Origin of the sequence: Acidicapsa dinghuensis (assembly GCF_025685685.1) — a bacterium.
Classification (GTDB): Bacteria; Acidobacteriota; Terriglobia; order Terriglobales; family Acidobacteriaceae; genus Acidicapsa; species Acidicapsa dinghuensis.
This window is the reverse complement of sequence record NZ_JAGSYH010000006.1, coordinates 270615-293253: the sequence shown is the minus strand read 5'-3', so window position 1 is coordinate 293253 and position 22639 is coordinate 270615. Positions and strand designations below refer to the sequence as shown.

The following is a 22639-nucleotide window of genomic DNA, read 5'->3' as shown; positions in this document are numbered from 1 at the left end:
CCAATAACAGTACGGTTATTCATCCTTCTTATTGGCGAGGCCTATAAAACCAAGTACCATGAATGCTGTGAAGCGTAAAGGAAGCCGGACCACAGTTGCCAGTAAACCAGATATTCGAACCGTAGCGGCACTTGCCAAGGTTTCCATTGCGACGGTTTCGCGGACGATCAATGCCTCGCCTGCCGTAAGTGAGAAGCTGGCGCAGCGGGTGTGGCAGGCGATTGAGCAGCTCAATTACTTTCCCAACACGCATGCGCGGAGCCTGGTTTCAGGGCGTAGCCGCATTCTTGGCATCATTGTTGAAAACATTACCAATCCCTTCTTTCCTGAGTTGATCGCGAGCTTTGAAGAGATCGCGGTGGCGCATGGATACGAGATTCTGGTGAGCTCGACGAACAACGATGCGCAGCTTTTGACCAACTGTGTGCGCCGCATGCTGGAGCGCAAGGTTGAGGGCGTGGCGGTGCTGACGTTTGGCGGTGAGGAACCGGTGCTGGATCAGCTGGCGATTCACAACATGCCGATTGTGCTGGCGGAGTTTCACCTCGACGACCCTTCGGTGAGCACAATTCTGCTGGATTACTCGGCGGGTATTCACGAAGCGGTGCGGCACCTGGTGGAACTGGGGCATACGCGCATTGGATTTCTTGCCGGTCCGCATGTGCTGCATTCGGCACTGACGCGGCGCGAGGCGTTTGAGCAGACGATGCATGAGGTGGATCTGCGCGTGCACAAGAACTGGATCATCGAATGCGATCACACGCTGAAGGGCGGCGTGACGGGTTTTGAAAAGCTGATGGCTTTGCCGTCACGGCCAACGGCGCTGATCTGCTCGAACGATATGACGGCGATTGGCGTACTGCGCGCGGCGTATATGGCGAATCTGCGCGTGCCTGAGGACTTGTCGGTAATCGGGCTCGACGATATCGACTTTGCCGAGTTCACGCTACCGCCGCTGACGACGATCCGGCTGTCTCGCCATGAGCTGGCAAAGGCCGCATTCGACGCACTGCGTTTACAGGCAGAAAAGTCATCGTCGGCTGAAAGCATGATTCAGCGTGAGTTTCTGGTTTCGACAAGCCTGGTGGTACGGGGATCGACCGCTGCTCCGGCGGCTGAAAAGTCTGCCTCAAAATCCAAGACTTCCCTGCGCGACTAAATCTCTACGACAACTTTTCCCAGCGAGCCTGCTTCCACGGCGGCATGTGCGGCAGCAATATCTGCAGTGGTGAAACGCTGCTGATTGAGCAAGGGGTGAAGCCTGCCAGCATCGGCCATGCTTGCGCATCTGGCGAGTATCTCTCCGTGATGAGCGCGGCCAAATCCAGTCAATAGCGGCATAAGCGTGAAGACGCCGGAGTACGTTGCGCCTCGAAAAGAGAGTGGAGCGAGCGCATGAGTTCCCCAGCCGAGGCAGCTGAGCGCATGGCCGGTGTAACGCCTGACGGCGAGGAATGATGCGTCGAGCGTTGAGCCGCCGACGGTGTCGTAGACGATGTCGAAGCCATCACCTGCGGTGTGTTCGGCGATATACTGCTCGACTGTCAGCGCGCGGTAATCGATCGGCGTAGCGCCGTACGATTCCACGACATGTTTCTTGTTCGCAGAGACGGTAGCGAAGACCTTTGCACCGAATGCGCGTGCGATCTGGACGCCGACATGGCCGACCCCGCCTGCTCCAGCATGGATGAGAACAGATTGGCCGGAGCCGACCCTGGCGCGATCGACGAGGCCTTCCCACGCGGTGATGGTGACTAATGGCAGTGCGGCTGCTTCACGCATGGAAAGCGACCTGGGTTTGTGGGCGAGAAGAGCTGCGTCGGCGAGGATGTGCTCTGCAAGGGTGCCCTGATGACCGCCGACGCCGCCAACCATGCCGAAGACTTCATCGCCGGGTTTGAAGGCAGTAACGGCGGAGCCTGTTTCAACGACGGTGCCCGCCATATCGAGACCTAGAACTGCGGGCAGTGGTTGCTGTGCGTGGCCGGCGTTGCCTGCGCGGATCTTAGTATCGAGCGGATTGACACCGCTGGCCTCGATGCGGACCAGAACCTGATCTGCTGTGGGAGTGGGGAGAGCTATTTCGGTTTCTCGGAATGGACCGTTTGACTCTTCGATGATCCAGGCTCGTGTTTGCATCGGATGCTCCATTGGATGGTGGATGCGGCGTGTCTTCACTACTTCCGGGTCTTCACAACTCCGGGGTGGGATTGGCTAGCGTTGCGTAGCTGCGCAGCCAGAGGGCCACCTGCAGTTGCAGCGAGGCGCACCAGGCTGCATGCATCGCTTCGACTTCGGCCTCGCTGTGCCCCTGTGTGGCCAGATAAGGACGGATGGTCTGGTTCATGACGGCGACGAAGGCGACAGCGTCATGAAGCGGAACGAATGGAGTGGATTCGACTCCGTCGGTCTGATTCTTTTTGAGGCTGGTGTGGCGAAGGGCTATCTCATGCTGGTAATTGAGCCACGACTGATCGTATGTACGGAGGCAGGTGTCTTCAATCCACTGCACGAAGCGGAGGTTAGTGGCCGCAAGATAACCGGGCCGTGGATCGCCATTGACTGCACGTGAGTGGCGCGCAAGATGTGGGATGCCGGCGATGATGCCGCTGCGCCACTTCTGCACGATGGCAGGAGCCTGCGGAGCGAGCACTACGCCCGCCATACGCAGATACCGCTCCGTATCGTCGGTGAAGCCTGCGCTGATCTTGAAGTGTTGCAGCTCTTCAAGTGTTACTGGCGACGACGGAACGCCGGCTTTGCCGTAGTCATATCCGTGAATGTCGTGCTCTCCGTTCTCCATGCTTATCCATTTTTGCCGATGGGCGGAACTTTGGAAAAGAGCGCGACCAGGCCTTCGCAAAGCGTGGGGTGGGTGATTATGGCGTCGCGCAGGGCGGTGTATGGAAGATTGCCGAGCATGGCTACTTGTACCGCTGCCATGATTTCTCCGGCACCGACACCGAAGCCGGTGAAGCCGAGAATGCGGTCGCCGTCAGCTTCGACGAGCGCCTTGAGAAAGCCCCGCGTTTCGGAGAGCGTGCGGGTACGAAGATCGGCGGCCATCGGAATCTTTGCCAGACGATACGGAATACCGTTTCGCTTCGCTTCTGATTCGGTTAGACCGATGGAGGCAAGCTCGGGATCGGTGAAGAGACACGATGGAACCTGGCGTCCAGTCGTGACGCGATTGCCTCCAGCGATGTTGTCGCGGACTATGCGAAAGTCGTCAAAGCTGATGTGGGTGAACTTGGGACTGCCAGCAACATCGCCGATGGCCCAGGTGTGCGGCGCAGTGGTTTCAAGCCGCTCGTTGACGCGGACATAGCCGCCGGATAGTTCCACGCCTGCTAAGTCAAGGCCAAGACCGTTGGTGTTTGGTGCGCGTCCGGCAGCAACCAGGATATGAGTTCCTTCAAGCTTGAATATGTGATCGACGCCTTTCTCCCGTTCATATGCGCAGACTTCGACCGTGACCGACTTGCCGGATTCTCCGCTTACGCTGAGTGGGTAGGCGTCGGTCAGGACGGCGATCTTTTCTTCCGAAAAAAGCTCTGCGATTCCGGCGGAGACGTCTTCATCAACGGAAGGCAGTAGCCGCGCGAATCGTTCGATAAGGGTGACTTCACTGCCAAGCCGCCGCATGGCTTGGGCCAGTTCCAGACCAATGTATCCGGCGCCAAGAATGATGAGGTGTTCTGGAAGCTCGTCGAGATCGAGAGCCTCGATGTGCGTGAGTGGACGCGCTGCTGCCAAACCTTCTACGTCAGGAATCGATGCGCGCGTGCCAGTTCCGATCACCACATCTGTGCCGCGCAAGATCCGCGTTCCGCCCTCGTTTAGATCGACGCGAATGGTGCGTGGGGCGATGAAGGTGCCTGTCCCCATGATGAGTTCCGCTCCACTCGAGCTGAAGTTGTCGAGGTGCATCTGCACCAGTCCCTCGACCATGCGGCGTTTACGACCCTGAACCGTGCGCATGTCGACTCGCAATTCCGCGCCGACTACATCGTCCTCTGCCTCCAGATGCATGCCGAATTCATTACCACGGCGGAAATATGAGGCGACTTTGGCGCTGTGGATGATGTTCTTGCTCGGCAGACAGGCCATGTTGGGGCAGGCTCCGCCGATCCACTTGCGCTCAATAACAGCGACGCGTTTGCCCTGACGCGCGAGCGTCCAGGCCAGGTATTTGGTGCCTTCGCCGCAGCCGAGAACGACGAGATCATAGTCTTCAATAGTGTGAGAGGACGAAGCGGTATTGCTAGCGGATGCTGACATTGAGTTCTCCATATCGGATTGAGGACAAGGGCCCTGCAGGGCGCATTTGCGTGAGGTTTTCGGATCTAATGATTGCGAAGACCGTCGAGTAGGATGTTGCAACCTGGGGAAAAGTTTCAACTTGACGGATTACGTTGGGACAGGCGCATAGGCCGCTATGTCAGGATACAGGTTGTACTATGCTCGATCGATGACTTGATCTATGGTCCATCGCGTGATGGTGAGCTTTTGATCCGGAAGATGCAACAGTCGAAGACAGGCATGACGTGCATCTCGCGAACACATGTTTGCGCGAGCACTACATATGATGCCTGCCGATCCGCACTAGAACTTGTAGCTGAGTCCAATGCCGAAGACATCGCGGGCTTCTAGATTGACCGGCACGATCGCAAGACCCGCCGGTGTGGGCAATTCGGTGTAGCCGATCTGGCCTGCTACCTGGCCCGCGCCAATATCGAAGGAGAAGCGCGGGTTCTCACGCTGGGTGATGCGGACTGCGTAGTCCAGCGTGGTGGGGATGTTTCCTCCGCCGGGAACGACTGCGGCGAGATTCTTGACGTGGTAAGGCTCCTGCGTGAATCCAGCGGCGGGAACAATGGCGGTATGCCATGGGCCGGGCAGCGGGATGCCGACGCCGCCGAAGAAGCGGCCTCCGAAGCGTGTGGCCTGGCCGCCGATACCGTAAATGGAGGCGTTGGTCGCCTTCCAGCCGATGTTGACGAGCAGTGGCGGACGGATATTCAGAGCCGTCTTGGTGACGGCAACGTAGATATCGCCGTTGGTGTAACTGGTGTCTGCAATGGAGCCTGAAACGAAGTGGTCTCCGGTGCGGACGACGAAGCCAGCGGCGACGCCGGGCGTCCAGTTACTGCCGAAGGCGTCTTCCTTGAGCACGACGGCTTTACCGTGGAAGACGTTCATGCCGGGGTATTCCCAGAGGCTGCTGAAATAGGGGTTATCTCCGTTGGTGTGAGCGCTGCGGGTGTAACCGAACTCGACACGGTTGGCGATGCCCTCGGTGACGCTGCCAGTCATGATGTCGCCGATGACGCTGCCAGCGTGTACGTAGTGGAAACCGACGGCGGGATGAGAGAAGACTTGTCCCTTATTGGACTGGACGACATAGGCGGTGGGCGTGATGAAGCCGCCGGTCTGACCTTCCAGGGTGAGGTTTTGAGCCCGTGCGTTGTGGACTGTGAAAGCAGATGCGAAAACGAACATCGCTGAGAAAAGGATGGGGGAGGGTTGTTTGTTCACTACAGATACTCCTGACGAACCCAAGGATTTTGCCTTGACTGAGGGATAGTTTGTCAAATTGCTGTAACGTTTCACGCTTCTGGTCTGAGCTTGAAGATAAGGACCGGATGGTAGACTCCAGCAATGGCTGTGGACGGTTTGGCTGGGCAGAAACGCGGGTTGTTTGTCACGTTTGAGGGGCTGGATGGATCGGGAAAGACGACGCAGATCCGCAAGCTGAGTGCGTGGCTGGAGCAGCGAGGCGTGGAGTTCGTGGTGACCCGGCAGCCCGGCGGGACCGAGACGGGTGATCGCATTCGCAAGCTGCTGCTGGATTCGAAATCGGTGGGTCTTGCGCCGCGGGCAGAGCTCGCGATGATGTTTGCCGACCGCGCACAGGCGATCCGTGAAGTGATTGAACCGGCGCTTGAAGCAGGCAAGGTTGTGGTCTGTGACCGGTTTACCGATTCAACGGAGGCGTATCAGGGCGGTGGGCGTGAGCTGGGATCGGATCTGGTGCTGGAGTTGCACCGGCTGATCTGCGGTGATTTGATACCGGATCTCACGCTGCTGCTGTTACCCGATCTTGCGGCATCGCTCAAGCGGGCACGACGGCGCAATGACAAACACACCGCCAAGACGGGTACGGATGAGAGCCGGTTCGAGCGCGAACAGGACGCTTTCTTTGAGCGGGTGCATGCAAAGTATGAGGAGATTGCTGTGCGGGAGCCCTTGCGTGTGATTGTAGTTGATGGCGATCTCGATATCGAGGCGGTGCATGAGCGGGTTATAACTGCAGTATCGGCTCGGCTCGAAGCATGGCAGTCACAGCACAAAACGTCCGCGTAAATGGAGAAGCTGCCGTAGCTTCCGACCCAATCATTCACAAAGGGAAATATCGCTTTCCGCCTGGATTGCGATTGAATCTGCCGCTGTATACCGGGCGCAGCTTTTTCGATCGCACAAACCCGATACTGCTCTTCGAGTATCTGCAGCGCTATGGACGCGCGGCGCATTACCGGCTGCTGTGGCATCACATTGTGCTGCTCAACGATCCATCGGACATTCGTGAAGTGCTGGTCGACAAGGCGCAGTGCTTCATTAAAGAGCGCACGCAGAAGCGCATGAAGATTCTGCTGGGCGATGGGCTGATTACCGCGGACGGCGAGGTACACAAGCGCCATCGACGAATTGCGGCACCGGCGTTTCATCGGCAACGCATTCAGGCATATGCCTCGACCATCGTGGAATATGCAGCGGCAATGGCGGATGAATGGAAGCCTGGCAAGCAGATGGATGTTGCTGCCGAAATGATGCGGCTGGCGCTGCGTATTACCGCCCGCACGCTCTTCGACACCGAAGTGACAGAGGAGATTCACGCGATCAACGACGAAGCCAATGCGGTGATGGATATTTACAACGACCTGATTGCGATGCCTCGCGCGGAGGATCTGCTGCGGTGGCGTGTGCCGATTCCAGTGCTCAAGAGATTTCAGAGGTCGAAAGATCGGCTCGATTCTGTAGTAGACCGCATGATCGCCCGCAAACGAGAGGAGATGGTGCGAGTGGGACGCGAAGCGGAATCGGCGCGAACCGATCTGCTGTCGATGCTGATCGCGGCACGTGATGAAGAAGCACGTAGTGGTGGCTTATCTGACCTGGAACTGCGCGATGAAGTGATGACGATTTTTCTCGCGGGCTACGAGACGGTAGCGAATGCGCTGGCGTGGACGTGGTTGCTGCTGGGGCAAAATCCTGAAGTGGAAGCAGAGCTCATTGCGGAGCTGCGGCGTGTGCTGGGCGGCCGGCTGCCGACGCTGGACGACGTTGCGAAGCTGACGTATACGGAGATGGTGTTTGCCGAGGCGATGCGGCTGTATCCGCCGGCATGGGCCATGGGACGACAGGCAATATGCGATGTGGAGATTGGACCGTATCACTTTCCCAAGGGGACGTTTCTCTTCTTCAGCCAGTACATTGTGCATCGGGATCAGCGGTTTTACGACGAGCCGCTGGAGTTTCGTACGGAGCGGTTTACGCCGGAGGCGAAGGCGCAGCGGCCGCGGTTTGCTTACTTCCCTTTTGGGGGCGGGGGCAGGCAGTGCATCGGTGAATCGTTCGCATGGATGGAAGGTGTGCTGGTGCTGGCAACGCTGGCGCAGCGATGGCAGCTTGATGTTGTGAAAGAGCAGAAGATCGCGCTGCAGCCGAAGATTACGCTCCGGCCGAAGCATGGAATTCGAGTGATTCCGCACATGAGGCAGAAATAATCTCTTGTTGATCTTTGAGTTGCGAGTGCATCGAAAATTGTGCACGCGAAAAACGATGCCTAAACTGACCCTGCATTCAATTGCTCAGATCTATTGCGCCGACTACGACTGGCGAATTCTGCGCAACTGCTTACACTACGGCAGACCAACCCGTTGATTTAATGCAGCATCCACTTTATTGAAAGCAGACTGCTCGCTGGATACGCTTAAAAGTGAGCAAGAGTGGAGGATCTATGGGGAAGACCGGGTTGGAGGTTATTGGCCTGTACGCAACTGCCACCGGCGCCGAAATTGCCCTGAATCGGCTGATTTCGGCAGGATACACATGCGACGAAGTATCGCTGTTGATGATGGACGCGTATTCGACACGCCAAGCGGCAACGAATGCGAGTATGCGACACCGGTATGACGCAATAACAAGCAGCATGATCGGCGGCACGCTGGGTTCGCTGGATGGAATCGGTTCCGTGGTGATACCTGATGCGGGACCTGTAATTGCGGCGGGCCGCATGATGAAGCTGCTTGAACTCAATGATGCGAGTAGCATCACGGACGCGCTGGCAAGCATGGGAATGTCGGAGTCCGATGCACAGCACTATGAGGGTCGCCTGAAAGAGGGCGATGTATTCCTAAGCCTGCGCTGCGCAAGTCAGGCCGAAGCGCGCCGGGCAGAGATGATATTAATAGCGTCCCACGGCGACGAGGTTGCGGTGTTGAGTGAGGCCCCTGTGCGATGGCAATCCATGGAGAAAGAACCTTACGTCAGCACGCAGCAACGGGAGTTGCAATCGCTTTAGATTCGTCTCGCTCTTATTTCCAGATGATCTTGGTCAGGGTGCATTGGCTTGTATCCTGAAGGCGGCTGTTCGATAGAGCAGCCGCCTTTCTCGCTTCGGAGCTACTTTCCTCTGCTATGTCCATTCTTCAGCCCTCACGCAGGCGCTGAAATCTGCGCACCCAGCATCTTCTCTTGCTCGATGTCCGCCGCAATCGCTACACTCGGTGAGCGCTTTGGCGATGTTTCCATGCGAAATGCTTGAGGAGACGGTGGCTTTAGGATGATGGACAAGAGGGATTTCTTGAAGAAATCAGGTGCAGTGGTAACGACGGCGCTGCTGTCTCGCTTTGCGCGTGCGGATGAACCTGCGCCGCATCAGACCAACTGGTCCGGCAACCTGCGTTATCATGCCGATCATCTGTATGCTCCGCACAGCGTTGAGGAAGTGCAGAAAGTGGTGAAGGAGTGCAAGAGCCTCCGTGCGCTTGGCTCGCGGCACTCGTTCAATACCATTGCCGACAGCATGGCGAACCAGATCTCGCTGGTGCATCTGGATTCAATGGAAGTGGATGCAGCGGCAAAGACTCTTACGGTGGGTGCCGGCGTGCGTTATGGCACGGTGGCTCCGTGGCTGGATGCGAAGGGATTTGCGCTGCACAATCTCGCTTCCCTTCCGCACATCACGATTGCTGGGGCGATTGCGACGGCTACGCACGGGTCGGGCGTAAAGAACGGCAATCTCTCAACCGCAGTGCGTGGGCTGGAGATTGTGACCGCCGATGGAAACGTGGTGCATCTTGGGCTTGACGATGAGCACCTGAAAGCGGCTGTCGTTGGGCTGGGCATGATGGGCATCGTCACGAAAGTGACGCTGGCGGTGCAGCCGCGATTCGACATGGCGCAGGTGGTGTACCGCAATCTGTCGATGGATCAGTTGGAGCACCATCTTGAAGCGGTCTTTAGTGCCGGTTACAGCGTGAGCATGTTCACCGACTGGCAGAACAACCGCATTGCGCAGGTTTGGGTGAAGAGCCGTGTGAAGGATGGCGAGAAGGCTGCGATATTGCCGGACTTTTATGGTGCGAAACCTGCGGATCGCAACATGCATCCGATTGAGGCGAACTCAGCGGAGAACTGCACGGAACAGATGGGAGTTCCGGGGCCGTGGTATGAGCGGATGCCGCACTTTAAGATGAACTTCACACCTTCGAATGGTGCAGAGTTGCAGACGGAATATTTTGTGCCGCGCGCGAGGGGTTATGAGGCGATTCGCGCGGTGGAGTCGCTGAAGAATGAGATTACGCCGCATCTCTTCATTACTGAACTACGCGCGATTGCCGCCGACGATCTGTGGATGAGCATGGCGTATGAGCGCAAGTCGATGGCGATTCACTTTACATGGAAGATGCAGACCCCGGAGGTGATGGGGCTATTGCCGAAGATCGAGGCGAAGCTGGCTCCATTTGGAGCACGTCCGCACTGGGCGAAGCTGTTCACTGTGCCGCATGCAGAACTGGCGGCGCGGTATCCGAAGATGGCGGCGTTTCGCGAGCTTGCTGAGAAGCATGATCCGCAGGGGAAATTCCGGAATGAGTTTGTGAATCGGAATGTGATTGGGGCGTAAGACTAAATCTTGCGGGCTAGGTACTTGAGGTAGCTCACGGGGTGGCGGATTGCTCCACGAAAACTGAAGCCTATCTTGGCGTCCATGATTCCCATGAGAGCGTAAGTCTCACCATTCGACCCAACCATCTCTCCAACATGCGTTCGTGTTGGCTGTAGGATCTGCAATCCTTCGTGCAACGTCACAGCGAGAATTCTGCGCCCTACGACTAAATTCTGACGAATGGCAATGGTGTATGTTCCCGGATTCGCAGACAGACGAAATGCCCCGTTTTCGTCCGCGGTCGTGGTTACGACGACGCCCGAATTGGTAGTAAGCATAACCTGTGCTTTGCCAACTGGCACAGATCCATTCGGTGCAAGAACGGTACCGGTGAGAATCGCCTGATTTGTTTGATTTCCCTCTTCGGCTGTTTTCGCCAACGCAGTGGTGGAACCAACAGCGATTAAGAGTGACGCTGCGAATCCCGCCAACTTTGCGGTCTTCTCAGTTTTGGGATGGATACCTTCCAGTGTGACAAGTGACTCATCGAAGCGGCGAGTAACGCGTCCGCAGAATTTGCCGCCCGTTTGAATCACGAGGTCTTCAATGGCCTTTGGACTCATCGTGGCGAGGTTATGCACATCCTTGTCACAATGGGCGCAATGACGTGATCGTGCGTCGCCCTGCATGGCATCCCACGATTCCGTGCATGGGTTGGAGACGGTCAGGCTTGCCAGCAGTTTTTTCTGGCTCATGCAGGGGCCCTCGGAAAGTCTGGAGCGAGTGTAGCAATTTCCACAGTGGCCGTCACGGATCAACTGCGGCGTAAAAGAACAACCTGCTAGCCTCGAAGCATGAGCTTCCGGGATTTTCTGGGGAATCGGGCGACGGCGGACCGGCTGCGCGAGAGCGTGTTGCATGAGCGCGTACCCCAGGCTGTGATCCTAGCCGGGCCGAAAGGCGCGGGCAAGTACACACTGGCGCTGAAGTTTGCCAGGCTAGTGAACTGCCTTGCTCCCGTGGAGCGCGACGGGTTGCCGGATTACTGCGGCGTTTGCCGCAACTGCGAGCGCATTGGCGAGGCGGAAGTACTCGATGCAAAGGTAGCCGAGGCAGTGGAGGCGCGCGAGGGATTACGCGAGGTGGATAAGAAAGAGACGCGCATCTTTATCCAGCCGCATCCGGATGTGCTGATTGTGCCGCCCGATCCACCGCAGAACCTGATCAAGATCGGCCAGGTGCGGCAGGTGATTCATAACGCGTATTACCGGCCGCCGGTGGATGCGAAACGAGCGATTTTCCTGTTTACTTCGTCGGCATTCATGAAAGAAGCCGCGAACAGCCTGCTGAAGGTGCTGGAAGAGCCGCCGCGGCGGTGCACGCTGATTCTGCTTTCGGAGAATCCGGCGGAGATGCTGCCGACGATTCGTTCGCGTGCGATGCTGTACCAGCTAGGTGCGGTGCCGACGGAGGAGCTTGAGCAGTTGCTGGCTGAACGAAGGCCGGATTTGAAGGGCAACCGAAGGACGCTGGTAGCTCGATTATCCGAGGGCGCTGTGGGACGCGCGCTGGGGTTCGATGTGGAGGCGTATGTAGCAAGCCGGCAGGATGCGCTGATGATGATTCGCTCAGCGCTGCGCGAGCCGGATTATTCGTCGCTGTTTCGCACGACGGAGACATATCGAGGGGGCGCCGATGGCCAGGAGAAGACTCTGAATCTGCTGCACGCAGCGAATCGGTTGCTCGAAGATCTGCTGATGATCGTTTCGGGAACTCCGCAGCTGGTGCGCAACGTAGATATAACTACGGAACTTGCACAGCTTGCGTCAGGAATTCGTCAGAATCATGAGCTGCGGCAGGCGCTAGAGTGGATTGAAAATGCAGCTTACGCGCTAAATGAAGTGGAACGGGGTATGCGGCGCAATCTGTTGCGTAATGTTTCGCTGGATGCGATGGCGTTGGCGATGGAACGGGGTTGAGAGACAAACCGACGGGACGCTTGCTATGCCGGGGTGGCATGAGGAAATCGAGTCAATGGGAAGAAGGGCCGAAAGAGCACAGTCTGAATAGCGCAGTTGCGTTACCAATGGAACGTGATCTGATGCGAATGCAACCAGCTACTCACCTCCGGCATCTTTAGAATTAAGTCATTCCGTTCCACGCGATTTCTGAAGCGGACGCTTGCGAGAGAGGTCTAGCGTTCCGCCCTGTATCGGTTCGCCTTGTTTCATCGTCTTCTTCTGCGTGCCTCACGAACTGGAAGCTCAGTCCGGCGGCCTTTTATTCACCAACAGAAGGCGGGATACGGCTCTTGCGTGGTGGTTTTATTGCATGTGAGGAATAGAGATATGAAAGAGCGAGATCTGAGCGATAAGAACATGAGATTGGCTTCGGACGCGGTTACAGGTGTGTTGGATCCACCAGCGGAAGCGGCTGAAACGAAGCCCACGCGATCGATTCGCAATGCTCCGCGGCGAGGCAGATCAATGACCGTTCGTCACTTCGCCGCATCTCCTATGGAAGATCCAGGGCCAAACCGGCAGGCAGAGCAGTTTTATTTACAGAAGCAGATTCAACAGCAGACGCAGATGGTGTTTGTGCTTGAGGATGGCTCGCGCATACAGGGTGTAGTCGAGTGGTATGACCGGCACTCCATCAAGGTACGCGGACGGTCGCGCACGCTGATTTTCAAGTCGGCAATCAAATATCTGTATAAGGCCGGCGAAGTGGGTATGGCTCCGTCGGAGTAGCAGGACGCGCGCTATTCCGCATCCGTACTAACGGCTGCCTTGTGCAGGCGGTCGCGCAAGGCGAGGCCTACGCCGCTGGCGGGCGGAAGCGGACAGAGGATGACATCACAACCCGCGGCGTCGAGGGCGCGAAGACCGGCGAAGAGTCTTTGAGCCAAGGTGTCCAGCTGCTCCCAGTTTCCCCAGGGAAAAATCTCTAACTCAGCGGGTGGGACCAACGTAAGGCCCGAAGCGTCTGGCATCAGAACGCCGATACGCTGGCCGGGAAAGCTGCTGCTATATGCGAGCAGAGCCCTGGCGCATCGCGTATTCCATCGCTCCTCGCAGCCGCTGAGCTCCACGAGAATGAGTCTTGCGCGCGGGGCATAGTGGCGGAGACCTACACCGGGAGATGGGAGAGCTTCAGGAGTGTGGCGGCTGGTGAGCTTGCTTTCTCGATAAAGCTCGGCCTGGCCCACCACGGCGCGTATCTGCGCGAGCGTAACGGCTCCTGGCCGGTAAATGAGCATCGGCAGCGTTGTGGTATCGAGTACGGTGGACTCAAGACCAACCTTTGTGGGCCCGGCGTCGATGACAGCGTCGATGCGGCCATCGAGATCGGCAAGCACGTGATCGGCGGTTGTCGGGCTGACGTGTCCGAACCTGTTGGCGCTTGGCGCGGCGATGGGAACACCGGCGCGGCGGATGAGCTCACGAGCGACAGAATGCGCAGGCATGCGAACGCCTACGAGCGGGCGGCCCGCGGTCACGGCATCGGGAACGGCCGCGGTGCGTGGAACCAGGAGCGTCAGCGGGCCTGGCCAGAAGGTGTCGATAAGGGCCTGTGCAGTTTGCGATCTAGGCAATGTGACTGTGTCGAGCATCGCCTTGCTGGAGATATGGACTATGAGGGGATCCCAGGAGGGGCGTTGCTTCGCGGAAAATATCCTAGCAACGGCGTTGTCATTGAGTGCATTGGCGCCAAGACCGTATACGGTCTCCGTGGGAAGAGCAACGGTGCCGCCATTGCGAAGAATACCGGCCGCACAGTTGAGCGCTTTGATCGACTCGGGAAGATCAAGATGGTCAGGATCAACGCGCAGCCGCTGGGTTTGCATCGTTCCATTATCCAAGAACGCGCGCGGAATGGCTAAGGCAGTTCTCCTTCAATCGTGCACCTGTTAATTCAACGATATGCGGTTTTTCTTGGGGGAAAACCGCGAAAACAGCAATTGCTCGCCGCATATCTGAAGGAGAACTGCTTTAATGCCGGGTTGTCGCCGACAATGTGTGGTGTTTTACACTTGGGCCATGAAGGCGATTGAGACGGAGATCAAGTTTCGCGTGACGGATGGCCCCGGGCTGGAACGAAAGCTGGCCTCGATTGGTTTTCATCTGGAAACACCGCGCAGTTTCGAGGCAAATGTCTTGTATGACACGCCAGACCGGCAACTGCGGCAGAAGCGTGAGCTGGTGCGGATTCGCCAGTACAACGGACGCTGGGTGCTGACGCACAAACGCGTGCCCGACTCAGGCATTGGCGAAGATGTGCACAAGCATCGCGTGGAGACAGAAACAGAGATAGCCGACGGCGAAGCGCTGGCTGACGTCTTCAAAGCAATCGGCTTGGCGCCCGCCTTTCGCTATGAAAAATGGCGTGCGGAGTGGTCCGATGGCGTGGGGCACTGTGTGGTCGACGAGACGCCGATTGGCCTCTACGCCGAACTCGAAGGCTCACCGGAGTGGATTGAGCGCGTGGCCGGTTTATTAGACGTGGCGCAGCGGGATCGCACGACGATGAGTTACGGGCGGCTCTTTGAGGCGTGGCGTCTGGAGACAGGCAGCACTGCTGAGAGTCTTACGTTTGCGGCGGTTACAGGCGCCGAGGCGCTCATCTAAGTCAAGACGAGACGCGGGGTGCACACGAAGCGGACCGCTGCATCCTTAAAAATTCTTCATGGAATCAAGCTAATGTTGGCGGCATGTTCGCCGATAGGTCTCACAGGCGACGCTTCGCCTCAGGTGATTCCAATGATTCAGGACAAACGGCAATCTCTCTCCGGGGTGAGTCGCGCAGCAATGCGGCTGCTCCAGGTTGCGGTTGTCGCAGGTATCGTTTCATGCGCCGCGCTGCTTCATGCCGAAGACCGCGCGGTCAAACAGCGAGTTTCCCCCGTTTACCCCGAGCTGGCGAGACGCATGCACATTGGCGGCGTGGTGCGGATCGAGGCCACGGTTGCGCCGGACGGCAGCGTGTCGGCAACCAAGACATTGAGCGGTAATCACATGCTCTCAGGAGCCGCCGAGGATGCGGTTCACAAATGGAAGTTTGTTCCCGGGAGTGAAGAGAGCACCGTCGAAGTCGCGATTGATTTCAAAACAACCGATTAGCCGTAGAAAAAGCAAAGACATCCACCAGGTTTCCTTTTCCCGGATCTTGCGAAAATCGGTTTTCCCTCTGCGGCGAAGCAGAAACGGGCGGGAAGGTCATCTTCCCGCCCGCTTTTTTTGAGTCGAGCAAAGCCGTTACACCGATGCGGCGTTACACCGTTGCCTCGGCGCCGTGGCACTTTTTGAACTTCTTGCCTGAACCGCAGGGGCAGGGATCGTTACGGCCCACCTTATTCCCAACGACGCGCTGCGCTGGTTCACTCGCACTGGAGCTGCCGGCCATTCTTGCCGCCGCCAGCTCACGCTGCTTTTTGCGTTCGAACTCCTTTTCGAGAGCATCGATCGTGGTAGCGGCGGAGCGTGTTTGCACTGCAATTTCCCGCGGCTGGGCGGGTGGTGGCGGTAGTTGCGAAGGAGCATGCGCAGCGCTGGCGACCGGAGGAGCTGCAGGCACAGTGCGATTGAGCTTTGGAGCTTCGGTGACTGGCTGGCCATCAGGACCGACAATCTGCATGCGGAAAAGGAAACGCGCGGTGTCTTCCTGGAAGCGATTCATCATCGTCTCGAACATCTCAAAGGACTCTCTCTTGTATTCAACGAGGGGGTCCAACTGCGCGTAGCCGCGCATGCCGATGCCTTCCTTGAGGTGATCCATGGAGAGAAGATGATCTTTCCAGAGGCCGTCGAGCACGGAGAGCATCACCATGCGCTCGTGATAACGCATCGCATCGACGCCGAGAATCTCTTCCTTGACCTCATACTCAGCCTTGAGCCGTTCGTAGATGGTTTCGCCGAGCTCGTGACGAGTAATTTCCAGCGGCTTGATCTCCTGCCTGTCGATATCGAAGCCAAACTGACCGATGAGCGCATCCTTGAGGCCCTTGAGGTTCCATTTCTCGGGATTCTGGTCCTCGGGGGTGTACTCGTCTAGGACGTTGCTGAGAATGTTGCCCAGATAGTCTTCGACGATGATTTCCTTCTGCTCCTTCGCCATGAGCAGCGACTTGCGCAGTCCATAGACGGCTTCGCGCTGCTTGTTCATAACGTCGTCGTATTCGAGCAGGTGTTTGCGGCTTTCAAAGTTCTGCGCTTCGACGGCCTTCTGCGCACCTTCGATGCGCTTGGAGATCATCTTCGACTCGATCGGCACGCCCTCTTCCATGCCGAGGCGTTCGAGCAGGGTTGAGACCCACGCCTTGGCGAAGATGCGCATCAGGTCGTCTTCGAGCGAGAGATAAAAGCGCGATGCACCGGGATCGCCCTGACGGCCTGCGCGGCCACGAAGCTGGTTATCGATGCGGCGTGATTCATGGCGCTCGGTGCCGAGGATGAAGAGACCGCCGGCGTCGATGACCTGTTCGTGTTCGGTCGCAACCGTGGCGTTGTGGACGGCGCTCACGGCCTCCCACTCGCTTTCGGGAACCTCGAACTCCTGTCCCTGGTAGTAGAAGCGCATGAATCCAGCCGGAGCAGTTGGGTTGATGGCGCCCTCGGCGACGCTAATGGCGCGGGCAACGCCCTTCTTCACCAGCTCCTGGCGAGACATGAATTCAGGGTTGCCGCCGAGGATGATGTCGGTGCCACGACCTGCCATGTTGGTCGCGATGGTAACCATGTTGAGACGGCCGGCCTGGGCGACGATTTCGGCTTCACGCTCATGGAATTTGGCGTTGAGGACGACGTGCTTTACGCCCTTGCGCTGCAGGGTGTTCGAGAGCAGTTCGCTCTTCTCGATGGACGTAGTGCCGACGAGGATGGGTTGGCCGGTCTCGTGGATCGCGGCGATGTCTTCCGCAACAGCCTTGTACTTTTCCTTGACAGTACGGTAGACGATGTCGGAGTTGTCCGCACGAAGCATCGGCTTGTTGGTGGGGATGACGGTGATATCGAGCTTGTAGATGCTGTTGAACTCAGCGGCTTCCGTTTCGGCGGTGCCGGTCATGCCGGAAAGCTTCTGGTACAGGCGGAAGTAGTTCTGGAAGGTGATGGTAGCGAGCGTCTGGTCCTCTTTGCGAACAGTGACGTTTTCCTTCGCTTCGATGGACTGATGCAGGCCGTCGGACCAGCGGCGCCCCGGCATGAGGCGACCGGTGAAGGTGTCGACAATGATGACCTCGCCATCTTTCACTACATAGTCAACGTCCCGCTTGTAGAGCGCATGAGCCTTGATGGCGGTTTCGACGTAATGCTTGAGGTCCCAGTTTTCTGTGTCGGCGATGTTGTCGATGCCGAGCAACTCTTCTATCTTGAACCAGCCTTCGTCGGTGACGCCGATGGTGCGGTGCTTTTCATCCACAACGTAGTCGCCGGAGAAATACTTCTCGCCCTCGCCGAGCTGAATACCCAGCTCCTTTTGGCGCTTGTGGTCGTGAGACTCGACTTCCTCACCCAGTTCCAGCTTGGGGATGATCTTCTTGACGCGATCGTATTTGTCGGTGGTCTGATCGGTGGGGCCGGAGATGATGAGCGGCGTGCGCGATTCGTCGATGAGGATGGAGTCGACTTCGTCGACGATGGAGTAATAGTGACCGCGCTGGACGCAATCCTTCAGTTCAAACTTCATGTTGTCGCGCAGGTAGTCGAAGCCGAACTCGTTGTTGGTGCCGTAGGTGATGTCGGCGCCGTAGGCTTCGCGGCGCTGGTCGTCCGAGAGATCATGCACGATGACACCGACGGACATGCCGAGGAAGCCATAGATTTTGCCCATCCACTCGGCGTCGCGCTTGGCAAGGTAGTCATTGACCGTGACGACGTGTACGCCTTTGCCTGCGAGCGCATTGAGATAGCAGGAAAGAGTGGCGACGAGGGTCTTGCCTTCACCGGTGCGCATTTCGGCGATCTTGCCCTGATGAAGAACCATGCCGCCGATGAGCTGCACATCAAAATGACGCATCTTCAGGATGCGCTTGCCGGCTTCACGAACAACGGCAAAGGCTTCGGGGAGGATCTCATCGAGAACTGCTTTTTCGGCAGTCTTGATCTCCTCTTCATCGGTGATGCCGTTGAGGCGCTCGGCGATACGGGCGCGAAACTCGACAGTCTTGGCGCGAAGCTGCTCGTCGGTCATGACCTGGATCTGCGGCTCAAGGGCGTTGATTTCGCGGACCCTCGGCAACATGCGTTTTACTTCGCGCTCGTTGTTGGTGCCAAAAATCTTAGTTAGGATCTTCGAGAACACGGTGGTTTCTCCATCTCGGTAGGTGCGGGCTCTTGCCTGCTTGTCGTCACGCGCGGCCGGGCGGGTGCTGCCGGCCATCCTTCATTCATTGCCCCGGAGCGAAACGTCAAGCGGAAAGCTCGCGGGGTTTGGCCAGAACGACTAGGGAGCGGGGCTGCAGGTGTGGTCGAAGACCGCAGAAGACGCGGCGGATGTTTGCCGCTGGGGAATAAAAAATGTGACGGAATCGGCAGCTACGCCGAGCTTCGCCGCTGAAAGCAACACCAGGTGCGGCGAGGTTGCCGGATTGGCGCGGCCGGAAAGGTAATGCGTCCAGGCAGATAAGGCCTGTTCGGAGCTGCGTAAGTGCACGACAGGGGCAAGCGAGCCGTCGGATCGCCGTATAGCCAGAACCGCATTTCCAGACGTGCCGGCGCGAAGCTGCTGAACCGTCGTGAGAATCAGGCTGCCGGCCGGATCGCCAGCCACCGGAACCGAAGCGTGAGCGCGCGCCAGGTCTGCCAGCAGAACCAGCAGAAACATTGCGTACACGGCGCGGTCAAATCGCTTCATATGTCTATTATGAACCGGAAATGGTCATGAGTCTTCTATTGACTCCCACAAATCAGGTCTAGCTCCCCACCCACCGCCCCAACCGCGCGTGGAGCGGCCCGGATTGCCAGTCTAGACTTCGCCGCGCCGCTATCGTTCGAGTTGATCGTCTTGGTCGTCCCAGCCCTCGCGAAGCCGGCGAACATACTCATCGGGGTCGACACCATCCGCCAACTCTTTGCCAATCAGACGCAATTCCAGAATCGTTTGCAAGTGCTTTCGGTGTACGCCACTTCCGTCGGTGTCCTGAGATTCGGAGAAACTTGCCACTTTTTCGTCCATCGTCATGGAACTCCCTGCCCAGGTTCATCGTCAATTACGCTCTGCGGAGGAGGAGATCTTCGTAAACTTCCACATATTCGTGAACTGTGTGGCGATACTGCATCTATTCGGCTGTGGCTTCGGTCCCCCATCCGTCGTAGTCGCCGCCATACTTCTCCCCTAAGGTCATCAATTCGAACACGATGGAATCAATTGTGTTTTGATCGACCGATTGGAAACGGTGAAGTTGCACCCCGAACGGTCTTTCTCCTTCTGATTTACCTAGTAGTTCAACACGATAGCCTAACTTTTCCGCTGCATCGCAGAACAGGGATCGCCCAGTATCGCTAGAAAAATACAGGAAATAATCAACTTCCCTTTCTAACTCGTGGCGGTCGCCGTTGCGTTCAAGCGCGTCAAGGACATCTCGATTCGCCATGGATTCAAACTGTCGAAGGTTGGGGTAAAGAACGTCCAAGTACTGCTTCCACTCAGGATCTGGATCAGCTTGCAGGTCGAATTTATATTCCGGAAACACAGCGAGGCACTTGCGAACAGTAGATTCAAAACGATTGCTGCTTTCGCCGTAGAAGTAGAACTCGCGGCGCCCCGCAGTGGTAATCCTGCCACTCAAGATTGCACCACAAGCCTCGGTGAGCTCAGGAGACAGTAAATCTTCGATCTTCGATAGAACCGGACTCTCTTCAGAGCTCGACAGCCCATCTTCTCTCGGCGATAGAAAATAAACCCAAACCCATAGAAGCCAAGGTTTTGCCGCTATTGGCACCTGGTCTCTGAGCCCGAGGTTCAGGAAGATCGACGCCAGCAAGTCGTTGACAGTGCAAAAATAGAAGTTCCATTGATCAGCCACTATTTCCTCATCCTCGACGCCGCAGTACTTCTTCATAGACTTCGATATATTCGCGGGCGGGATGTTGCCAGGAATAGTCCTTGGCCATGCCGTTCAGCATCAGCTTTTTCCAGCCAATCTTGTCCTGGAAGGCTGCGAGGGCGCGGTCGATGGCGGTGAGCAGATCCGAGGGATTGTAGCCGTAGAACTTGAAGCCAGTGCCGGTGCCTGTTTCAGCATTCCACTCCTCGACGGTATCTTCGAGGCCGCCGGTGGCGCGTGCGATCGGGACAGTGCCGTACTTGAGCGAATACATCTGGTTCAGGCCTGAGGGCTCGTAGCGCGAGGGCATGAGGAACATGTCGGAGCCGGCTTCGATCTTGTGCGCGAGGGCGTCGTCGTATTTGATCTGGACAGAGATCTTGTGGGGATAACGGGCAGCGAGGTTGCGGAAGAGATTTTCATAATAGAGCTCACCGGAACCGAGGACGACCATGGCAAGATCGCGCTCCATCATGCGGTCGGCGATCTGGGCGACGAAGTCGAGGCCCTTTTGCGTGGCGAAACGGGAGACGATGCCGATGACGGGCGTGGCATCCGCAACTGCCTCAAGGCCAAAGGCGTGGAGCAGGTCGCGGCGACACTCGACTTTGCCGTCGAGCTTCGCAGGCGTGTAGTGGGCCGCAAGATTGGGATCGCGCGAGGGGTCCCACTGGGAGTAGTCGACGCCGTTAAGGATGCCGCGCAGATCCCAATGGCGGCGGCTGAGCAGTCCTTCGAGGCCGGAACCGAATTCCGGTGTCTGAATCTCGCGGGCGTAGGTAGGGCTGACGGTCGTCATGTAGTCGGAGTAAACGATGCCGCCCTTTAGAAAATTGAAAGTGTCGTTCTGCTCGACTTTTTCGACGGTGAAGATATCCCATGGAAAGAGCAATTGCGGCACGGTGTTGGGCGGGAACCAGCCCTGGTAGCCGGCGTTGTGGATAGAGAGAACAATTCCAGCCTTGCGCAGCGCGGGATCGAAGAAGTAGATGGTGTGCAGATAAACAGCCAGCAGCGCAGTCTGCCAGTCGTGAACATGAAAGATGTCGGGCACGCCAAGCTGCTTGGTAGCTTCGAGGACGACGCGGTTGAAGAGGCCGAAGCGCTCGGCATTGTCACCGAAGTCGCCGGCGGAGGTTTTGGGGCCATAGATGCCGTCGCGGTCGAAGAGCTCCGGGCAATCGACAAAGTAGAACTGCACGCCATCGCGGATGCCGCCATCGACGATTCCGGCGAAGCGGTTGTAGTACGTGAATGGAATGGTGATGGAGCGGATGGCGAAGGTAAGTTCCTCTGGCAGATGCGGACGGACAACCTTATAGAGCGGCAGATAAACGGTGACCTGATGGCCGAGCTTGACGAGCTCAGGCGGCAGCGCGCCGACGACATCGGCGAGGCCGCCGGTCTTGGCAAACGGCACGCACTCTGAGGCAGCAAATACAATATGCATTCGGAAACTCTCCTTTGCTATGTGCCGGCCTGAGAGCACAGCGTTGCGGGACAATCATTGGATGGGAAACAGCTTGCCGAAGAGGCTCAAAAAACAGCTAACCCGCCAAGTCTACTACGGCTTACAGTTGCAATTCCTGCACGGAAAGACCTTTCATGACGGCTAAATCGAGACTGGGACAAAACTTCTTGCGAGATCAGGCCGCGGTACAACAGATCATTCGCGCGGCTAGCCCGTTGGAAGGCAGGACGGTTGTCGAGATTGGGCCGGGAGCCGGAGCGATTACGGAGGGTTTAGCGGCCAGCGCGACCAAGCTGGTGGCGCTGGAGTTCGATCCTCGGCTCGTTGTGGAGTTGCAGGAGAGATTTCGCGGGCAGATCGCGGAAGGACGCGTCGAAGTCGTGCATCAGGATGTACTGGAGTTCGACTTCTCGGCGCTTGCTCAGAAAGCCGGACAGCGGCTGGTGGTTGTCGGCAATCTGCCGTACTACATCACTTCGCCGATTCTGCTGCATCTGGCCGAGCATGCTGAAGCGTTGGAAGCTGCGGTGCTCATGGTGCAGCGCGAGGTGGCGGATCGGGTAACGGCAGAACCGGGAAGCCGTGATTATGGGCTGCTGACGGTAACGATGCAACTGTATGGCTCGACCGAGCCACTGTTTACTCTGCCGCCTGGAGCATTCGTGCCGCCGCCTCAGGTGCACTCAACCGTCTTTCGATGGCGTTTTGCACCGCGCTTCGTTGAGCTGGAAGTGGACAAAGGCTCATTTATTGGCTTCCTGAAGCAGGTATTCGCGCAAAAGCGAAAGACTCTTGCGAATAATCTGCGCGCTGCTGGATATGCGACGGGCGACGCTGCCGCGACAATGGAGCGAGCGGGGATTAAGGCGATGGCGCGTGCGGAGGAGCTTCGATTGGAGACACTGGCAAGCCTGTTCCGCGAAATCAGTGCTGAAAGCCCCAGATAGAAACGGCG

21 protein-coding genes are annotated in these 22639 nt (G+C 57.5%); 10 read left to right on the top strand and 11 right to left on the bottom strand.

Annotated features, from left to right (window positions below; translation table 11 throughout):
* Positions 1–58: 58 nt before the first annotated feature.
* Entirely contained in the window at positions 59–1159 is a 1101-nt protein-coding gene (locus OHL22_RS19415) for a LacI family DNA-binding transcriptional regulator (protein ID WP_377819781.1), read from the top strand.
* Here the strand turns inward: OHL22_RS19415 and OHL22_RS19410 are convergent.
* The 4 genes from OHL22_RS19410 to OHL22_RS19395 all read right to left on the bottom strand — a co-directional run bounded on the left by OHL22_RS19410 (position 1156) and on the right by OHL22_RS19395 (position 5538).
* Entirely contained in the window at positions 1156–2139 is a 984-nt protein-coding gene (locus OHL22_RS19410) for a zinc-dependent alcohol dehydrogenase family protein (protein WP_263341130.1), read from the bottom strand. The genes OHL22_RS19415 and OHL22_RS19410 overlap by 4 nt on opposite strands.
* Positions 2140–2191: 52 nt before the next feature.
* Positions 2192–2803: a protoglobin domain-containing protein gene (locus tag OHL22_RS19405; protein ID WP_263341128.1), complete on the bottom strand. Its 612-nt coding sequence runs from the start codon at positions 2801–2803 to the stop codon at positions 2192–2194.
* 2 nt (positions 2804–2805) lie between these two features.
* The gene (locus OHL22_RS19400; RefSeq protein WP_263341126.1) at positions 2806–4281 is read right to left on the bottom strand and encodes a dihydrolipoyl dehydrogenase family protein; all 1476 of its coding nucleotides are present in this window, start codon (positions 4279–4281) and stop codon (positions 2806–2808) included.
* A gap of 324 nt (positions 4282–4605) precedes the next feature.
* A complete protein-coding gene (locus tag OHL22_RS19395; protein WP_263341125.1) occupies positions 4606–5538 on the bottom strand; it encodes a DUF3034 family protein in 933 nt (310 codons plus the stop codon).
* A 123-nt stretch (positions 5539–5661) separates the two neighbouring features.
* Between OHL22_RS19395 and tmk the strand changes: the two genes are divergently transcribed.
* From tmk to OHL22_RS19375, 4 genes are all read left to right on the top strand, one after another.
* On the top strand, positions 5662–6366 hold the full coding sequence (gene tmk / locus OHL22_RS19390; RefSeq protein ID WP_263341124.1) for a dTMP kinase: 705 nt from the start codon (positions 5662–5664) through the stop codon (positions 6364–6366).
* Positions 6336–7787, top strand: a complete 1452-nt coding sequence (locus OHL22_RS19385; RefSeq protein WP_263341123.1) for a cytochrome P450 — start codon at positions 6336–6338, stop codon at positions 7785–7787. The genes tmk and OHL22_RS19385 overlap by 31 nt, the downstream gene beginning before the upstream one ends.
* A 233-nt stretch (positions 7788–8020) precedes the next feature.
* Entirely contained in the window at positions 8021–8584 is a 564-nt protein-coding gene (locus OHL22_RS19380; protein ID WP_263341122.1) for a general stress protein, read from the top strand.
* A 282-nt stretch (positions 8585–8866) separates the two neighbouring features.
* Positions 8867–10189, top strand: a complete 1323-nt coding sequence (locus tag OHL22_RS19375; RefSeq protein ID WP_263341120.1) for an FAD-binding protein — start codon at positions 8867–8869, stop codon at positions 10187–10189.
* A gap of 2 nt (positions 10190–10191) precedes the next feature.
* Here OHL22_RS19375 and OHL22_RS19370 read toward each other — a convergent pair whose 3' ends face one another.
* Positions 10192–10926 carry a carboxypeptidase-like regulatory domain-containing protein gene (locus tag OHL22_RS19370; RefSeq protein WP_263341118.1) on the bottom strand — a complete coding sequence of 245 codons (735 nt, stop codon included), beginning with the start codon at positions 10924–10926 and terminating at the stop codon, positions 10192–10194.
* Positions 10927–11025: 99 nt separating this feature from the next.
* On the opposite strand from OHL22_RS19370, the gene OHL22_RS19365 reads away from it, so the two are divergent.
* Entirely contained in the window at positions 11026–12150 is a 1125-nt protein-coding gene (locus OHL22_RS19365; protein ID WP_263341116.1) for a DNA polymerase III subunit, read from the top strand.
* 369 nt (positions 12151–12519) lie between these two features.
* Positions 12520–12921 carry an Hfq-like protein gene (locus tag OHL22_RS19360; protein WP_263341114.1) on the top strand — a complete coding sequence of 134 codons (402 nt, stop codon included), beginning with the start codon at positions 12520–12522 and terminating at the stop codon, positions 12919–12921.
* Between the two features lie 11 nt (positions 12922–12932).
* Here OHL22_RS19360 and OHL22_RS19355 read toward each other — a convergent pair whose 3' ends face one another.
* Entirely contained in the window at positions 12933–14018 is a 1086-nt protein-coding gene (locus tag OHL22_RS19355) for an L-threonylcarbamoyladenylate synthase (RefSeq protein WP_263341112.1), read from the bottom strand.
* A gap of 148 nt (positions 14019–14166) precedes the next feature.
* On the opposite strand from OHL22_RS19355, the gene OHL22_RS19350 reads away from it, so the two are divergent.
* Positions 14167–14799, top strand: a complete 633-nt coding sequence (locus OHL22_RS19350) for a class IV adenylate cyclase (protein WP_263341110.1) — start codon at positions 14167–14169, stop codon at positions 14797–14799.
* Positions 14800–14817: 18 nt separating this feature from the next.
* The gene (locus OHL22_RS19345) at positions 14818–15291 is read left to right on the top strand and encodes an energy transducer TonB (RefSeq protein ID WP_263341108.1); all 474 of its coding nucleotides are present in this window, start codon (positions 14818–14820) and stop codon (positions 15289–15291) included.
* 151 nt (positions 15292–15442) lie between these two features.
* On the opposite strand, the gene secA is transcribed toward OHL22_RS19345, so the two are convergent.
* From secA to glgA, 5 genes are all read right to left on the bottom strand, one after another.
* Positions 15443–18469, bottom strand: a complete 3027-nt coding sequence (secA, locus tag OHL22_RS19340; RefSeq protein ID WP_263341203.1) for a preprotein translocase subunit SecA — start codon at positions 18467–18469, stop codon at positions 15443–15445.
* A gap of 141 nt (positions 18470–18610) precedes the next feature.
* Positions 18611–19021 (bottom strand): hypothetical protein, encoded by a 411-nt coding sequence (locus OHL22_RS19335; protein WP_263341106.1) that lies wholly within the window; start codon positions 19019–19021, stop codon positions 18611–18613.
* 129 nt (positions 19022–19150) lie between these two features.
* Positions 19151–19348, bottom strand: a complete 198-nt coding sequence (locus OHL22_RS19330) for a hypothetical protein (RefSeq protein WP_263341104.1) — start codon at positions 19346–19348, stop codon at positions 19151–19153.
* Between the two features lie 97 nt (positions 19349–19445).
* The gene (locus OHL22_RS19325) at positions 19446–20228 is read right to left on the bottom strand and encodes a DUF695 domain-containing protein (RefSeq protein WP_263341103.1); all 783 of its coding nucleotides are present in this window, start codon (positions 20226–20228) and stop codon (positions 19446–19448) included.
* Positions 20200–21663, bottom strand: a complete 1464-nt coding sequence (gene glgA, locus OHL22_RS19320) for a glycogen synthase GlgA (protein ID WP_263341102.1) — start codon at positions 21661–21663, stop codon at positions 20200–20202. The genes OHL22_RS19325 and glgA overlap by 29 nt, the downstream gene beginning before the upstream one ends.
* A gap of 155 nt (positions 21664–21818) precedes the next feature.
* On the opposite strand from glgA, the gene rsmA reads away from it, so the two are divergent.
* On the top strand, positions 21819–22631 hold the full coding sequence (gene rsmA / locus OHL22_RS19315; RefSeq protein ID WP_263341101.1) for a 16S rRNA (adenine(1518)-N(6)/adenine(1519)-N(6))-dimethyltransferase RsmA: 813 nt from the start codon (positions 21819–21821) through the stop codon (positions 22629–22631).
* Positions 22632–22639: the final 8 nt, after the last annotated feature.

Excerpts from the sequence above, each read along its gene's own strand:
- OHL22_RS19415 (WP_377819781.1), top strand. The coding sequence starts at position 59 with ATGAATGCTGTGAAGCGTAAAGGAAGCCGGACCACAGTTGCCAGTAAA.
- OHL22_RS19410 (WP_263341130.1), bottom strand. The coding sequence starts at position 2,139 with ATGCAAACACGAGCCTGGATCATCGAAGAGTCAAACGGTCCATTCCGA.
- OHL22_RS19405 (WP_263341128.1), bottom strand. The coding sequence starts at position 2,803 with ATGGAGAACGGAGAGCACGACATTCACGGATATGACTACGGCAAAGCC.
- OHL22_RS19400 (WP_263341126.1), bottom strand. The coding sequence starts at position 4,281 with ATGTCAGCATCCGCTAGCAATACCGCTTCGTCCTCTCACACTATTGAA.
- tmk (WP_263341124.1), top strand. The coding sequence starts at position 5,662 with ATGGCTGTGGACGGTTTGGCTGGGCAGAAACGCGGGTTGTTTGTCACG.
- OHL22_RS19385 (WP_263341123.1), top strand. The coding sequence starts at position 6,336 with ATGGCAGTCACAGCACAAAACGTCCGCGTAAATGGAGAAGCTGCCGTA.
- OHL22_RS19380 (WP_263341122.1), top strand. The coding sequence starts at position 8,021 with ATGGGGAAGACCGGGTTGGAGGTTATTGGCCTGTACGCAACTGCCACC.
- OHL22_RS19370 (WP_263341118.1), bottom strand. The coding sequence starts at position 10,926 with ATGAGCCAGAAAAAACTGCTGGCAAGCCTGACCGTCTCCAACCCATGC.
- OHL22_RS19365 (WP_263341116.1), top strand. The coding sequence starts at position 11,026 with ATGAGCTTCCGGGATTTTCTGGGGAATCGGGCGACGGCGGACCGGCTG.
- OHL22_RS19360 (WP_263341114.1), top strand. The coding sequence starts at position 12,520 with ATGAAAGAGCGAGATCTGAGCGATAAGAACATGAGATTGGCTTCGGAC.
- OHL22_RS19355 (WP_263341112.1), bottom strand. The coding sequence starts at position 14,018 with ATGCAAACCCAGCGGCTGCGCGTTGATCCTGACCATCTTGATCTTCCC.
- OHL22_RS19350 (WP_263341110.1), top strand. The coding sequence starts at position 14,167 with ATGCCGGGTTGTCGCCGACAATGTGTGGTGTTTTACACTTGGGCCATG.
- OHL22_RS19335 (WP_263341106.1), bottom strand. The coding sequence starts at position 19,021 with ATGAAGCGATTTGACCGCGCCGTGTACGCAATGTTTCTGCTGGTTCTG.
- OHL22_RS19330 (WP_263341104.1), bottom strand. The coding sequence starts at position 19,348 with ATGACGATGGACGAAAAAGTGGCAAGTTTCTCCGAATCTCAGGACACC.
- OHL22_RS19325 (WP_263341103.1), bottom strand. The coding sequence starts at position 20,228 with ATGAAGAAGTACTGCGGCGTCGAGGATGAGGAAATAGTGGCTGATCAA.
- glgA (WP_263341102.1), bottom strand. The coding sequence starts at position 21,663 with ATGCATATTGTATTTGCTGCCTCAGAGTGCGTGCCGTTTGCCAAGACC.
- rsmA (WP_263341101.1), top strand. The coding sequence starts at position 21,819 with ATGACGGCTAAATCGAGACTGGGACAAAACTTCTTGCGAGATCAGGCC.